Raw genomic sequence first — 14,311 nt, 5'->3', positions numbered from 1 at the left:
CTGAACGCGGGCGAGATCCGCAACCGCATCGTCGTCATCGAGCGCGGCGCACCGCTGGTCACGGCAGCGCAGCGCCGGGAACGCCATGTCCGATGCTGAGCAGCGCCTCCGGCCGGCCGCGGCGCCGCCCGGGCCGCCGGCCGAACTGACGCTCGCGCAGCAGCGCCAGCTGGTGCAGGCCCTGGTCGACGGCCTGGGCCGCGGCGGCAAGTCGCCGCGGCACGTCGAGACGCACATCTCCCACGTGCTGCTGCACGAGGGCCACGCCTACAAGATCAAGAAGGCGCTGTCCAACAGCTTCCTCGACCAGTCCACGCTGGCGCTGCGCCGCGCCGCGTGCCACGAGGAACTGCGGCTGAACCGGCGGACGGAGCCGCAGCTGTACCTGGGTGTCGTGCCCATCACCGGCACGCCCGATCGGCCCGTGCTGGGCGGCGACGGGCCGCCTCTGGAGCTGGCGGTGCAGATGCGGGCATTCGACGAGTCGGGGCTGTGGGACCGCCTGGCCGCGCGCGGTGCGTTGCGGACCGAAGACGTCGACGCGCTCGCCGCACGCCTGGCCGACCTGCATGCCCGGGCCGCGGTGGCGCCGGCGGGCGGCTGGTTCGGCGCACCCGAGCAGGTGCGCCTGTCGCTGCGCGACAGCCTGCGCGACCTGCAGGCGCCTGCCGACGACGCCGCTTGGCCCGGCGCCGACGACCGCCAGTCGCTGGCCCTGCTGCAGTGCTGGGAGGCCGAGCGCTTCCTGCGCCTGGAGCCGGTGCTGCGGCAGCGGCTGGCCGACGGCCGGGTGCGGGAGGGACACGGCGACCTGCACCTGGGCAACGTCGCGCGCGAAGGCGGGCGCTGCCTGGTCTTCGACGGCATCGAGTTCAACGCAGCGTTCCGCTGGATCGACGTGATGAGCGACGCCGCCTTCATGGCGATGGACCTGCTGGCGCACCGGCTGCCGGGGCTGGCCCACCGCTTCGTGAACGCGTACCTGGAGCACGGCGGCGACTACGGCGGCATGCGCGTGCTCGACTACTACCTGGTGCACCGCGCGCTGGTGCGCGCCAAGGTGGCCCGGCTGCGCGCCGCGCAGGCCCCCGGCGGCACGTGCGACGAGGCCCGCGCCGCGGGACACCGCTACGTGCAGCTCGCGGCGCAACTGGCCGCTCCGCGGCCGCGTGCCCTGCTCATCACGCACGGCCTGTCGGGCAGCGGCAAGACGACGCTGACGCAGGGCCTGCTGCAGACGCTGGGCGCGGTGCGCGTGCGCAGCGACGTCGAACGCAAGCGCCTGGCCGGCCTGGCCGCCGAGCAGCACAGCCGCTCGCTGCCCGGCGGCGGCCTCTACGGGCCGGCGGCCGGCGCGGCCACCTACGGGCGGCTGCTGGAGGCCGCGGCAGCCGTGCTCGAAGGCGGCTGGCCGGTCATCCTCGACGCCACGTTCCTGCGCCACGCCGACCGCGTGGCCGCCCGGCAGCTGGCCGGCAGGCTCGGCGTGCCCTTCGCCATCCTGCACTTCACTGCCGCTCCGGCGGTGCTGCGCCAGCGCGTGCTGCAGCGGGCGGCGCTGGCCTCCGACGCGTCGGAGGCCGACGAGACCGTGCTGTGGCTGCAGTCGCAGACGCAGGAGCCGCTGCGTCCCGACGAGCTGCCGCTGGTGCACGCGGTGCGCGCCGAGAGCCGGCCCGGGGCTGCGCCACGCGCGGACTGGGCGCCGGTGCTGGCGAGGCTGGGGCTGGCCTCGGCCCCTGCAGCGCCTGCCGTGCCCGACCCGGCGTCCGCAACGGCCGCGCCCGCGCGCGCTGCCGGGCAGGCGTGATGCTGCTGTTCGCGCTGGATGCCGACAAGACCCTGGCGAACGCGCTGGCGGCCGACCTCGACGAGATGCTGGCGTCGCACGAGGACCGCGCCTTCGCCGACGGCGAACACAAGCTGCGGCCGCTGGTCGACCCCCGGGGCGACGACTGCTACGTGCTGGCCAGCCTGCACGGCGACGCGCTGGCCAGCCCGCAGGACAAGCTGGTGGCGCTGCTCTCCTTCGCCGCCACCCTGCGCGATCACGACGCGCGCCGGGTCACGGCGCTCGTGCCCTACCTCGCCTACGCGCGCAAGGACCGCCGCACCAAGCCCTTCGACCCGGTCACGCTGCGCTACGTGGCGCAGTGGTGCGAGGCCTCGGGCGTCGACCGGCTGGTCGTGCTCGAGGCGCACAACCCCGCCGCCCTGGACAACGCCTTCCGCTGCCCGGTGGTGCACCTGCCTGCGCACCCGTTGTTCGAGGCGCCGGCCACCGCCGGACCGCTGGTGGTGGTGTCGCCCGACATCGGCGGCGCCAAGCGTGCGCAGCTGTGGCGCGAACACCTGCAGGCCCGACTGGGCCGCGAGATCGGCTTTGCGCTGGTGGACAAGCGCCGCAGCGCGGGTGTCGTGTCCGGCGGGCACCTCGTCGCGGGCGACGTGGCCGGCGCGACCGCGCTGCTGCTGGACGATCTGGTCGCCAGCGGCGAGACCCTGCTGCGGGCCGCGCAGGCCCTGCGACGTGCCGGGGCGCGCGAGGTGCTCGCCCATGCGGCGCACGGCCTGTTCATCCCACCGGCGGCCGAACTGCTGGCCGATGCCGCGATCGCACGCCTCGTCGTCACCGACAGCGTGCCGCCGCAGCGCCTGCCCGCCGACGGGCCGGTGGCGCGCAAGCTGCAGGTGGTGTCGGCCGCCCGGCTGTTCGCGCAGGCGGTCAGGGCGTGCCACGACGCGTGGCAGGGCTGAGCGTGGCGTCGCAAGCGTCCAGCGCCGCGCGCGCACGGGCCAGGTAGCGCCGCGCCAGCGGTTGCCAGCGCTCGGGCGTGCGCGGCCGCGGCTCCAGCAGGTGGGCCAGGGCCAGGCGCGACCGCACCAGGGCGCGGTACGCGGTGTACAGCGCCAGCAGCACCGGTTCCGCGTGGTCGCCGAGCGCCGCGGCGACGCCGTCGACCAGCCGCGGCCCGATCCACCGGCAGCCAGCCAGGTCGGCCTCGAGGCCCAGGTACGACAGCTCGTCGAAGGGATCGACCTGGCGCAGCGAGGCGTTGAACTCCAGGCAGTCGATCACCACCGGCGGCCGCAGCAGGCACACGTGCTCGGGCCGCAGGTCGCCGTGGCCATCGACGATGCGGCCGGCCGCGGCGCGGGCGCGCAGCAGGTCGGCGTGGCGCAGCAGCGCGGCGTCGAAGCGGTCGACGACCGAGGCGACGCTGTCGGGCTGCAGGCCGGGCTGCAGCAGCAGCGCGCGGTTGGTGGCCTGCTCGGCGGTCAGCCGGGCGACGTACACGTCGGGCTCCACCGCGACGACGGTGGCCCGGCGGTAGAACGGCGCCAGCACCCCGACCAGAGCGTCGACGTCGGCCTCGGTGACGGCGGCCTGCGCGATCAGGCGGTCGAGCATGCGCGCGCGCGGCAGACGGTGCATCCACACCAGCCAGTCGACGGTGGCGGCGCGCGGGTCGGCCGCGGCCTCGGGCACCAAACGCAGGGCGCCACCGTCCCACTGCAGCGCCATCAGGCCGCGGTAGACACCGGGGGCGAGGCGCGCGTTCAGGCGCACCTCGGCACGGCACGCCGCCTCGCGTGCAGCGGGCGTGGCGTAGTCCAGGAAGGGGTAGCGCACCGGCTTCTTCAGCTTCAGCACCGCGCCGCCGGCGATGAAGACCCAGGCCATGTGGGTCTCGATCGTCTCGACGCGCACCACGGCGCCTGCATGGTCGGCATGCGCGGTCGGCGACGCCAGGAAGCGCAGCACGGCCGCTGGTTCGGGCGCGGCTGGAGCGCAAGCTCCTGCCGGCGCGCCGCGGCGCGCAGGGGCGTGTCCTGCCTGCGCCCGATCCTGCGCGTCGGGTGGAACGGCATCGACAGCCATCGTGGTGCAGCGCTGCGCGCGTCCGGTTCGATGGCCGTCAGCCGATGGTCGGCGTGCCGTCCGGACCGGCGCCGGCGCCGGCGCGGGGCGCGTGGCGGCCTGCCGCCTCGGCGACGATCCAGTCGCGGGCCTTGCCGAATTCGAAGGCCTTGTCGAAGTACGCGCAGGCGCCGGCCTGCAGGAAGGCCTCCCGCATCGCGGTCCAGCCGAAGTTGGACAGCACCACCACCTTGCAACGTGGCTGCGCCTTTGCCAGGTGGCGGACCACCGCCAGGCCATGACCGCCGTCACGCAGCGCCACATCGAGCACCACCAGATCGGGGCAACGCCTGTCGGACAGCTCCAGGGCCTGGGCGACCGTGGCGGCGCTGCCCACCACCTCCACCCCGCGCGCCGCGGCCAGCAGGCGCAGCAGGCGGTGCAGGATCTCCGGCGAGTCTTCGACGAGCAGCACCTTGAGCATGGCGGGCACTCCGATGCGCGGACGGTGGCACGCCCGACGGCACCGCGCGGTGCGACCGCTCAATCGCCCGCGTCTGGCACAGCGGCAGCGGGGACCTCGACCGTGACGACCACACCGCGGCCCGGGGTGCTGCCGACGCGCAGGGTGCCCCCCAGCGCACGCACGCGCTCGGTCATGCCGCGCAGGCCGAACGACCCAGTCTTCGCCAGGTCCTTGACGTCGAGACCGCGCCCGTCGTCGGCAACGCGCAGCAGCCAGCCGCCGCCTGGCGTGCGCTTCAGGCGGATGTGGGCGCGGCGCGCACGCGCGTGCTTGGCCACGTTGTTGAGCGCCTCCTGCGCCACGCGGTACAGGCACAGCGCCACGCTGTCGCCGGCCGCGCCGGCGGCGCGGCAACCGGGATCGCTCTCGACGGCCACGCGGATCGGCAAGCGCTCCATGAACTGGCTCGCCAGCAGTTCCAGGGCAGGCACGAGGCCGAATTCCTCGAGCAGCTGCGGCCGCAGGTCGTTGACGATCCGGCGGCTGGAGGTGATGGCCGCGGTGGCGAGATCGTCCATGCGTGTCACGAGCGCCGGCAGGCGCGCCGGGTCGGCGGCCAGTTCCGGCAGGATCAGCGCGATGTCCATCTTGATCGCTGCCAGCACCTGCTGCAGTTCGTCGTGCAGCTCGCGTGCGATGCGCTTGCGTTCCTCTTCCTGGATGCTGCTCTGCGACGCCACCAGGCGCTCGAGGTCGCGGTGCGACGCCTTCAGTTCGTCGGCCAGCCGCTTCTTCTCGGTGACGTCGCGCACCGAACAGACGCCGCCGATGATCTTGGCGGCGTCATCGAGGATCGGCGCAAAGCTGAAGCTGCCGATCCAGCGGCGGCCCGTGGCCTTGTGGTACACCTCCAGCTCCACCCCGGAGGCGCGCTCGCCGCGCAGCGCGCGCGGCATGCTCCACTGCTCCAGGGTCAGCACCCGACCGTCGAGCGCGCGCAGCTCCAGCAGGGCCTGGTAGTCGAAGATCGGCCGCAGGCACTCCGCCCGGGTGCTGAATCCGTAGAGCCGCAGGAGGGCGGCGTTCACCTCCACGATGTTGAGCCCGGTGTCTGCGATCACCAGGCCGTCGTCCAGGCTCTCCAGCGTGGCCTCCAGGCGCGCCTTGCCCGCCGCGATCGCCTGCTCTGCAGCGATCCGGTCGGAGATGTCGCGCAGGATCACCGTGTACAGCTGCTGTCCGCCCGCCAGCACGTGCGAGATGGCGGCCTCGATGGGGAACTCGCTGCCGTCGGCGCGCAGGCCGAGCACCACCGGGCGCCCGTCCATCGCACGCGCCGTGGCGTCGCTGCGGCCGAAGTTCTCGACGTGGGCGCGGTGGGCGGCGCGCAGGCGCGGCGGCAGCAGCGCGTCCAGCGGCATCCCGACCAGCTGGTCGACACGGCGTCCGAACACCCGTGCGGCCGAGGGATTGGCCAGCGCGATCGTCTGCGACGCGTCCACGGTGATGATCACCTCGCTGGCCGACTCGAAGATGGCCCGCAGCTGCGCCTCGCGCTCGCGCAGCGCCTCCGTGGCCGCCTCGCGCTGGGCGCGTGCGTCCTCGAGCAGGTGGCGCGTCTGCCGGATCTCCAGCAGGTCGTTGCCGCCGGCTGGTCCGGGTGCCGGATCGGCCAACGAGCGCACGGCGCGTGCCAGCCGCTGCGTCGCCCACATGCCGCCGAGCACGCTCACCAGCGTCACGCCCAGCATCACCAGCACGAGCAGCGACGCCACGCTCCAGAGGTGCTGCGCGTAGGTCTCGCGCGGCACGTGCACCTCGATGCTCCACGGCACCGACGCCGGCCGGTCGCTGAAGCGCAACACCGCCTGCACCAGCGGCAGGCCGGTGTCGTCGATGGCGCCGCCGCGCTGCACGAAGGCCTGGCCGGTGCTGTCCTGCACGGACACGCTCCAGCCCTCGGGCAGCGCCAGCTCGCCGAGCAGGGGCTGCAGGTGCGCCAGCGGCATCAGATGGGCCACCAGGTAGGCGACGTGCTGCGCGCGCGGCACCGGCACCGCGATGGTCACCACCGGCTCGGGCGCGAAGGCACTGGTGAACGGATCGCTCACGGCCGGCAGCCCGGTCGCGAGCGCGATCCGCAGCGCCGATCGCCCTGCCGGCAGGGGCAGCGGCTGCGTGAGGTCGGCGGCCAGGGCGCCGGCCTGCATCTGGACGCGGCGCTCGGGGTCGACCAGCAGCACCGGGCCGCCCAGGGCCTTGGCGATGCCCTCGGCCTCGCGGCGCAGGTCGGGCCAGCGCGTGGCGTCGTCGATCCACGGCGAGGCGGCCAGCGCCTGCAGGCCGGTGCGGCGCGCATGCAGCATCTGCTCGACGCTGCGCGCCAGCAGACGCGCCAGCCGCTGCGCCTCGGCGCCGTCGTCGTCGCTGGCCTCGCGGAACTGCAGGTAGCCCAGTCCGATGGCCAGCGCCAGCAGCGGCGTCACGCACCACCAGATCAGCCGCGTCAGGTAGCGCTGCAGCGTCATGCGCCGTCCAGCGGCTGCGCGTCGTCCTCGCCCAGCCCCTGCTCCAGGCCGAAGCGCACCAGCGCCGCCAGCGTGGGCAACTGCAGCTTGTCCTGGATGCGGCTCTTGTGGCTGCTGACCGTCTTGATCGACAGGCTCAGCGCCTGCGCGATCTCGGTCGGGCGCTGCCCCGCGACCAGCCGGCGCAGGACGTCGAGCTCGCGGTCGCTGAGCTTGTCGAGGGAGTCCAGCCGGTGACCGGCCTGCAGCTGCAGGACCATGCGATCGGCCAGAGAGACGCTGACATACACGCCACCGGCCGCCACCTTGCGGACCGCGCCCACCAGTTCCTGCGCCGCGGTGTCCTTCGTGATGTAGCCGCGGGCGCCGGCCTCGAAGGCGCGGCGGGCGTAGGTCTCCTCGGCCCGCATCGTGAGGATCAGCACCGGCAGCGCCGGATACTGCACGCGCACCCTGGCCAGCAGGTCCAGCCCGCTCATGCCGGGCATCGACAGGTCGAACACCGCAATGTCGAAACGGTGGCGCCGCAGCAGGTCGAGCGCCTCGAAGCCGCTGCCCGCCTCGGTCACGACCCAGGAGCCCGCAGCGGATTCCAGCAGGCGTTTGAGCCCCTCGCGAACGACCGCGTGGTCATCCGCAACGAGGATCTGCAGGTACTGCGCACGCTCGTTCTCCACGATCCCGCCCTTCCCCCGCACGCACGCGGCGGCGGCGCAAGCCCGACCCCCGCATGGTGCCACGGACCGGCGGCCGCCCATTGCGTTGGCTCAAGGCCGGCTGGCCATCGCCGGCTAATGTTGGCCGTACTGGAGGGCTCCCATGGACAGCATCCGATCCATCGTCGTGCATGTCGATGCGTCGGCCCGCGTCGACACCCGGCTGCGCATGGCGCAGGCCCTGGCCAGCGCCATGCAGGCGCAGCTGACGGCACTGTATGCCGTGACGCCCGCGGCCTACGAGGTGCCGCTGGCGCTGGCCGATGGTTCCTCGATCGACATGCCGCTGCTGCGCGATGTCGACATCGACCGCCGCAACCGCGCACGCGCCGCGTTCGACCGCGTGGTCGATCCCGGCGCCACGCCCGCGCCGGCGTGGGAAGACGCCGGCAGCGCACCCATCCACACCGCCGTCGCGGCGCGCGCGCTGACGGCCGACCTGCTGGTGTTCGGGCAGCACGACAGTGCCGACCCGCAGACGGCGTCCACGTCCGACCTCATGGCCTCGACGCTCATCGAGAGCGGCACGCCGGCGCTGGTGGTGCCGCACAGCGGGCATCTCGACCCGCAGGCGCTGACCCGCAGCGACCTGTGCGTGCTGCTGGCGTGGAAGCCCACCCGCGAAGCCGCCCGCGCGATGCGGGCCGCCCTGCCGTGGCTGCGGCGCGCCCAGCACGTCCACCTGGCGGTGGAGACCCCGGCGGAGCGCGACGGCGCCTGGCCCGGTGCCGCGTCGCTGCGCGCCTGGCTGGCGCTGCACGGCGTGCGGACCGGCGTGCGGGACCACGTCGTGGGCCGTGCCAGTCCCGGCGAGTTGCTGCTGTCGATGGCGGCCGACGTCTCGGCGGATCTCCTGGTGATGGGGTGCTTCGGCCACAGCCGCGCGCGTGAACTGGTGCTCGGCGGCGCCTCGCGGACCGTGCTGCAGTCCATGACGCTGCCCACGCTGCTGGCGCACTGAACGGTGCCGCCGGCCCGCGGGGCCGGGAACGGCGGGCGTGCGTGCCTCGTCGGTGCGCTGGCGCCGATGTTCGCCGAGGGCGCCGCCGCGCTGCTCGAACCTGGCCACGCGGCGGCGGATCTCGGGCTCGATCGCGGGCAGCGGGCAGCGGCACGATGTCGCGAAAACGATCTCCAGCGGCAGCCCCGTCGGCGTGCTCAGGCGAGGCCCAGGCGCAGCGCGAGCTCGTCGTCGCGCAGCGCCGTGTAGTCGTGGGACACCGTGCGCAGCAGGGCCTGGCGCACGCGCGTGTGCAGGTGCGCCTTCAGCACGCCCAGGAACGGATCCGAAGCCACCAGCGTCACCCCGCCGCAGCGTCCCTGGCCAACCCCGTCGTGCAGCACCGCAGCCAGTTCCTGCGCGAAGCGGTGGTGCTCGCGGTCGTGCGCCTGCGTGCGCGGAGCGAAGGCCGTGCTGCTGGCGCCGGGCCCGCTGCGCATGACGTGCCCCGGGCGGTCGCTGCGCAGCTGCCGGCCCTGGAGGCGGCTGGTCGGGTGCACCAGGTCCGCCACGTGCAGGTAGCAACCGGGGACGTCGGTTTCCTCGAGGACGCGGGCCCGGGCCGCGTTCGCGACCACCAGCCAGGGGCGCGGCATGGCGTTCATCGCGCGTCCGCAGCGGCCACGGCCAGCCCGGCACCGAGGCCGGCCGCACCGAGGAAGTCGTCGACGAAGCGCTCGACCGCGTCCCAGTCGGTGTACTCGTGGTCGTGCGAGGTGTCCGTGTCGCCGCCGTGCTGGTGCGCGATCCAGCGCATGGCGATGCGCTTGAGGTAGTCGTACTGCGTGTACTTCAGGGCCCCGGCGACGCACAGCGTGCGCAGGGGCCGCAGGCCACCCGACGCGGCGCAATCGTCGGCCAGGCGCCGCGCCTCCAGGCGGCTGTCGGGGTCGGTCTGGGCGGCCGCAAGGCTGACCGAGAACAGGGCCACGGGCAGCTTGCCGAGCCAGCCGACGTTGGCCTTCATGAAGTGCACCATCGCGCCCTGGTGGCGGTGCTGGTGCACGGACCCGCCGACGAAGACCGCCGCGTAGGCGGTGCTTCCGTCGGGCACCGGCGCGGTCGCCAGGTCGACCAGCTCGGCACGCTGGCCCCGCGCACGCAGGCGGCCGGCGATGAACTCCGCCACCTTGCGCGTGTGGCCTTCGGTGGTGGCGTAGGCGACGAGGATGGGAGCCATGGCGACGGGCTGTCCTGCTCGGAGGCAGCATCGTCGGCGACCGGGGCGCACCGGGGATTGCGCACTCTCAAGCCCCCGCGGCATCGTGCGGGCGCGGCCACCGCGGCGCGCCGGTGCCCGCGATTGCGCGTGCGCAACGGCAGCCGCCGCCACGCAGGCATGCTGGCCCCCTCGGAGGCACGGCGCCCGTCGCCGCGCACGCCCGGAACCCTTCTTCATGGACGCGCTCTGGCTGTCGATGCGGCTGCTGCTGTTGCTGGCGGTGGCCAACATCGCGCCGATCGTCCTGCAGCGCGTGCTCGGGACACGCTGGAACCGGCCTGTCGACGGCGGACTGCGCTGCGCCGACGGCCGACCGCTGCTGGGGCGCTCGAAGACCTGGCGCGGACTGGCCGCCGCCGTGCTGGCCTGCGCCGCGGCAGCACCGGCGCTCGGCCTGCCGGCGCACGTCGGCGCGGCCGTCGGCGCGCTCGCGATGGCGGGCGACGCGCTCAGCAGCTTCGTCAAGCGCCGCCTGGACATCGCGCCGGGCGGACGCTGCAGCGGTCTCGACCAGATCCCCGAGGCGCTGCTGCCGCTGCTGGTGCTGCAGGCAGCGCTGGGGCTGACCTGGCCGCTGGCGGTGGCCATCGCGCTGGCGTTCTTCGCGCTGGAGATCCCGCTGGCGCGCTGGGCCCACCGGCACGGCCTGCGCGAGCAGCCGCACTGAGGCGGCACCGCATCGCGTTGCGCGGGCGCAATCGTGCCGGCGCCACGGTTCCTAGATTGGGCTGGTCGGGCCGCGCGGCCCGACGGCAGTTCCCCACCCCAACCAACCTGGAGCACACGATGAGACTCGCGCTTTCCGATTGCATGAGACACACGGCCGCAGCCGCGGTCGTGCTGTGGGCCGCCGCCATGCCGGCCCAGGCCACGGTCCTCTTCGAGGACCTGCCGACGAACGTGGACCTCGCGGATCACACGGTCTCGCACCACACGACAGGCGGTCCGGTCATCGCCGACGACTTCGTCGCCGTCAGCGGCGGGCAGATCACCCGCGTGGAGTGGTGGGGATCCGCCACCACCGACGCACGCTGGGAGCTGGCCTTCCACACCGACGACCCGGTGCTCCATCAGCCCCACGTGGACAGCCCGATGACCGGCTCGTTCATCAAGTTCGGCGCCGCGGGGGACCTGGTCTCCGCCGGCGTCGAGGACGTTCCCGGGCATCCCGGCATCTTCCACTACTCGGTGGACCTGCCGATCGCGCTGGGTGTCGCAGCAGGCACCGAGTACTGGTTCACGGTCGCCAACTTCACCGACGGCTGGCACTGGTCCTATGCGCTGGGCGGCCCGACGGTGGGCAGCGAGAACTTCAACGCGCACGTGTCGACCGGGGTCGGGGCGTGCGGTGATGGCGGCCCCCACTGCGGCCCGTGGACCGACCTGCACACCGACTTCGCCTTCCGCATGAGCGGCGTGCCGGAACCGGCTTCGCTGCTGCTGACCGGGGTGGCGCTGGCCGCCCTGGCGGCGTCGCGCCGCAAGCGCGAAAGCGGCACGGGGCCGGCGATGCCGGCCTAGGCGGGTCGCGGGCGTCCGGACGACGCCCCGGGCGGCGGCGCCCCGCGCGCCGCCGCGTCCCCTCGAACGACACGGAGAGACGCACATGAGTCGAGGCATCCGGCCGCCGTCCGGCCAGGCACTGCGGGCACTGGCGGCGCTGGCGTTGATCGCCCTTGCCGGCTGCGGCAACGACGGCGACCACCTGGCTGCGGCCCAGGCGGCCATGCGCCAGCACGACGGCAACACCGCGCTGGTGCACCTGAAGGTCGCGCTGCAGCGCACGCCGGACTCGGCAGCCGCACGCTTCCTGTTCGGCCGGCTGTTGCTCGAACGCGGTGACGCCCCCGCGGCTGCCATCGAGCTCGGCAAGGCCAGGTCGCTGGGGCACCCTGCCGAGCAGGTGCTGCCGCTGCTGGGGCGGGCGCTGCTGCTCCAGGGCGACGCCAGCGGCGTGCTGCAGTTGCTGCAGGAAGGCGCGGCCCTGCCCACGGGCGCGCTGGCCGAACTGCAGACCTCGGCCGCAGCCGCGCACTTCCAGAAGGGCGACCAGGCTGCAGGCGACGCGCTGCTGGCCGACGCGTTGCGGCTTGCACCCCAGACCGTGTCCGCGCAAGTGCTGCACAGCCGGCGCCTGGCCAGTGGCGGCGACCTGGCCGGTGCGCTGGCGGCCTCGCGCGGCACCGTGCAGCACCACCCCGGCGACGCCGCGGCCTGGCTGCTGCACGCGCAGCTGCTCGGCGCCACCGAGGCGGCGCCGGCGGAGGTGGCGGCAGCCTACCGCCAGGTGATCGCGCTGCACGGCGACGTGCTGCGTGCCCGCACCAGCCTGCTGGGCCTGCTGGTGCGGCATAAGGACCTGGCGGCGGCCGACAAGGAACTCGAAGCCCTGCGCACCCAGCTGCCCGAGCACCCCGCCACCGCCTACTTCGAGACCACGCTGGCGCTGCACCGTGGCGACACCGCGCTGGCCCGCCGCGGCGCCGACAAGCTGGTCGCGAAGGATCCGACGCAACCGGTGTACGCGCGGCTGGCCGCGAGCGTCTCGCTGGAGTCCGGTGAGCTGGCCAAGGCGGCGAGCCAGCTGACGGCGGCCCTGCAGGCCCACCCCGGCGACCACGCGCTGCGCCGCATGCTGGCGCTGACGCTGGTCCGCAACGGCGAGGCGCGGCAGGCGCTCGCCGCGCTCGCGCCGCTGGTGGTGCCGGCATCGCGCGACGCCGAAGCGCTCGCGCTCGCAGCGGTGGCCTCGCTGCAGATGAACGACGGCGCGCAGGCGCGGGCCTACTTCGAGCGCGCCGGCCGGCACGCACCGCAGCACGACACGCGGCTGCGCGCGACCCTGGCGCTCGGGCAGCTCGCGGGCGGGGACGGCCTGGCGGCGCTGCAGGACCTGGAGTCGCTGGCAGCCGCCGACAGCGGCGGCGCGATCGATGTGGCGCTGATCAGTGCGCGCATCCAGCGCCGCGACTACGGCGCGGCCCTGCAGGCGCTGGCCGCGCTGGAGCGCAAGCGCGCCTCCGACCCCGTCGTGCCGCTGTTGCGCGGCGACATCCACCTGCGGCGCGGTGAGCGCGAGGCCGCGCGTTCCAGCTTCGAGCAGGCGGCCCGGATGGCGCCGCACCACTTCCCGGCCGCCGCCGCGCTGGCGGACCTGGACCTGCGCGACCAGGCCCCTGCACGCGCCCGGGCCCGCTTCGTCGCGCTGCTGGACCGCGACCCCGCCAACGCCGCCGCGCTGCTGGCCCTGGCCCGCATCGACACGCAGCTCGACGCGCCGCCGCGGGACGTGGCGCGGCTGCTGGCCGAAGCCGTGCGCAGCGCGCCGATGCAGGTGGCGCCGCGCTTGCGGCAGATCGAGCATGCGCTGCACCATGGCCGCTGGCACGAGGCCCTGGCCGCGGCCGACGAAGCCGTGCAGGCCCTGCCCGCGGACACGCGGCTGCAGGCGGCACAGGCCTCCGCCTGCATCGCTGCGCGCGAGTTCCAGCGTGCCGCCAGCGTGCTGGGCAAGCTGGTCACGGCGCAGCCCGACGCCCCGCAGCCGCTGCGCCAGCTGGCGCACGCGCAGATGGCGCTGGGCCGCACCGACGCCGCGCGCGAGACGCTGCAGCGCGCCACCAGGCTGGCGCCGGGGTCGCCCCACGCCTGGGTCGACCTGGTGCGGCTGGAGATCGGGCAGGGACGGCTGGACGCCGCGCGGCAGGTCGCGCGCGGCCTGCAGGCCGCACACCCATCGCAGGCGCTGGGGCACTTGCTGCAAGGGGAGGCGGCGGTGGCCGCCAAGGCCTGGGGCGAGGCTGAAGCCGCCTACGCAGCCGCCCTGGCACGCAGCCCCGGCAGCGTGCAGGCGGCGATCGGGCTGCACGGTGCGCTGCTCGGGGCCGGCAAGGCGGCGCTGGCCGAGCGTCATGCCACCCGATGGGCGCAGGAGCACCCGCAGGCAGCGGACTTCACGCAGTATCTCGGCGACCGTGCGCTGCTCGCGCGCGACCATCGCACCGCGCAGAAGCTCTACCTGGCCGCCGTGCGCGTGCGGCCCGACAGCGCCGCGGCCTGGAACAACCTGGCCTGGGTCGCCCACCAGCTCGGCAGCGCCGAGGCGCTGTCCCACGCACAGCGGGCGGTGCGGTTGCGCCCGGCAGAGGCCTCGTTCGCGGACACCCTGGCCCAGCTGCTCGGCGCCGCGGCGCAGTGGCCCGCCGCCCTGCAGCAGCAGGCGCACGCGGTGGAGCTGGCCCCGCACGTACCGGCCTACCGCCTGCGGCTGGCGCAGCTGTACCTGCAGTCGGGCGACCGGGACCGCGCCCGGCAGGAGCTCGACCGCCTGCACGGCGTGGCCCTGGACGCCGCCGACCGGACACAGGCCGCCAACCTGCGCCGGCTGCTCTGACCGGCGGGTCGTGCCCGCGCCGCGCCCGGCGGGCCGCAGCACCCGCGATTCCGAGCCGGCTTCGGAACATTCCGAACGCGTGCCGGCATGCGCCGGCATGCAAGGCGCGCCGGATGCCGAACGC

The 14,311-nt window shown here is 74.7% G+C and carries 12 protein-coding genes; 6 read left to right on the top strand and 6 right to left on the bottom strand.

All coding sequences use genetic code 11. The features are described from left to right. Nucleotides 1-85: 85 nt before the first annotated feature. Both ACPOLB_RS00790 and ACPOLB_RS00785 read left to right on the top strand, forming a co-directional pair. Complete coding sequence (locus ACPOLB_RS00790; protein WP_425259375.1) at nucleotides 86-1,810, top strand: AAA family ATPase; 1,725 nt, start codon at nucleotides 86-88, stop codon at nucleotides 1,808-1,810. Next, nucleotides 1,810-2,757, top strand: a complete 948-nt coding sequence (locus tag ACPOLB_RS00785; RefSeq protein WP_425261989.1) for a ribose-phosphate diphosphokinase — start codon at nucleotides 1,810-1,812, stop codon at nucleotides 2,755-2,757. Before ACPOLB_RS00790 ends, ACPOLB_RS00785 begins: the two co-directional genes overlap by 1 nt. On the opposite strand, the gene ACPOLB_RS00780 is transcribed toward ACPOLB_RS00785, so the two are convergent. The 4 genes from ACPOLB_RS00780 to ACPOLB_RS00765 all read right to left on the bottom strand — a co-directional run bounded on the left by ACPOLB_RS00780 (nucleotide 2,726) and on the right by ACPOLB_RS00765 (nucleotide 7,536). Beyond that, nucleotides 2,726-3,766: a hypothetical protein gene (locus tag ACPOLB_RS00780; RefSeq protein WP_425259374.1), complete on the bottom strand. Its 1,041-nt coding sequence runs from the start codon at nucleotides 3,764-3,766 to the stop codon at nucleotides 2,726-2,728. The two genes, ACPOLB_RS00785 and ACPOLB_RS00780, sit on opposite strands and share 32 nt — an antisense overlap. A gap of 154 nt (nucleotides 3,767-3,920) precedes the next feature. Beyond that, nucleotides 3,921-4,346 (bottom strand): response regulator, encoded by a 426-nt coding sequence (locus tag ACPOLB_RS00775; RefSeq protein WP_425259373.1) that lies wholly within the window; start codon nucleotides 4,344-4,346, stop codon nucleotides 3,921-3,923. Nucleotides 4,347-4,405: 59 nt separating this feature from the next. Continuing rightward, entirely contained in the window at nucleotides 4,406-6,856 is a 2,451-nt protein-coding gene (locus ACPOLB_RS00770) for a PAS domain S-box protein (protein ID WP_425259372.1), read from the bottom strand. Next, a complete protein-coding gene (locus tag ACPOLB_RS00765) occupies nucleotides 6,853-7,536 on the bottom strand; it encodes a response regulator transcription factor (protein WP_425261988.1) in 684 nt (227 codons plus the stop codon). Before ACPOLB_RS00765 ends, ACPOLB_RS00770 begins: the two co-directional genes overlap by 4 nt. Nucleotides 7,537-7,675: 139 nt before the next feature. Here ACPOLB_RS00765 and ACPOLB_RS00760 point away from each other — a divergent pair, with 139 nt between their 5' ends. After that, nucleotides 7,676-8,533, top strand: coding sequence for a universal stress protein (locus tag ACPOLB_RS00760; RefSeq protein ID WP_425259371.1), 858 nt, complete (start codon nucleotides 7,676-7,678; stop codon nucleotides 8,531-8,533). A gap of 197 nt (nucleotides 8,534-8,730) precedes the next feature. Here the strand turns inward: ACPOLB_RS00760 and ACPOLB_RS00755 are convergent, their stop codons facing one another. Together ACPOLB_RS00755 and ACPOLB_RS00750 are read right to left on the bottom strand one after the other, a co-directional pair. Beyond that, the gene (locus ACPOLB_RS00755) at nucleotides 8,731-9,177 is read right to left on the bottom strand and encodes a host attachment protein (RefSeq protein ID WP_425259370.1); all 447 of its coding nucleotides are present in this window, start codon (nucleotides 9,175-9,177) and stop codon (nucleotides 8,731-8,733) included. Further along, nucleotides 9,174-9,752 carry a flavodoxin domain-containing protein gene (locus tag ACPOLB_RS00750; protein WP_425259369.1) on the bottom strand — a complete coding sequence of 193 codons (579 nt, stop codon included), beginning with the start codon at nucleotides 9,750-9,752 and terminating at the stop codon, nucleotides 9,174-9,176. Before ACPOLB_RS00750 ends, ACPOLB_RS00755 begins: the two co-directional genes overlap by 4 nt. 217 nt (nucleotides 9,753-9,969) lie before the next feature. On the opposite strand from ACPOLB_RS00750, the gene ACPOLB_RS00745 reads away from it, so the two are divergent. From ACPOLB_RS00745 to prsT, 3 genes are all read left to right on the top strand, one after another. After that, nucleotides 9,970-10,461: a CDP-archaeol synthase gene (locus tag ACPOLB_RS00745; RefSeq protein WP_425259368.1), complete on the top strand. Its 492-nt coding sequence runs from the start codon at nucleotides 9,970-9,972 to the stop codon at nucleotides 10,459-10,461. A 188-nt stretch (nucleotides 10,462-10,649) separates the two neighbouring features. Then, a complete protein-coding gene (locus tag ACPOLB_RS00740) occupies nucleotides 10,650-11,315 on the top strand; it encodes a PEP-CTERM sorting domain-containing protein (protein ID WP_425259367.1) in 666 nt (221 codons plus the stop codon). 85 nt (nucleotides 11,316-11,400) lie between these two features. Continuing rightward, complete coding sequence (gene prsT / locus ACPOLB_RS00735) at nucleotides 11,401-14,187, top strand: XrtA/PEP-CTERM system TPR-repeat protein PrsT (RefSeq protein ID WP_425259366.1); 2,787 nt, start codon at nucleotides 11,401-11,403, stop codon at nucleotides 14,185-14,187. The last annotated feature ends 124 nt before the right edge of the window (nucleotides 14,188-14,311 follow it).

The organism is Rubrivivax soli (genome assembly GCF_049810355.1).
In the GTDB taxonomy this organism is placed as follows: domain Bacteria; phylum Pseudomonadota; class Gammaproteobacteria; order Burkholderiales; family Burkholderiaceae_C; genus Rubrivivax.
Note: the sequence above shows the minus strand (reverse complement) of the source record. Positions and strands in the feature narration are given on the sequence as shown.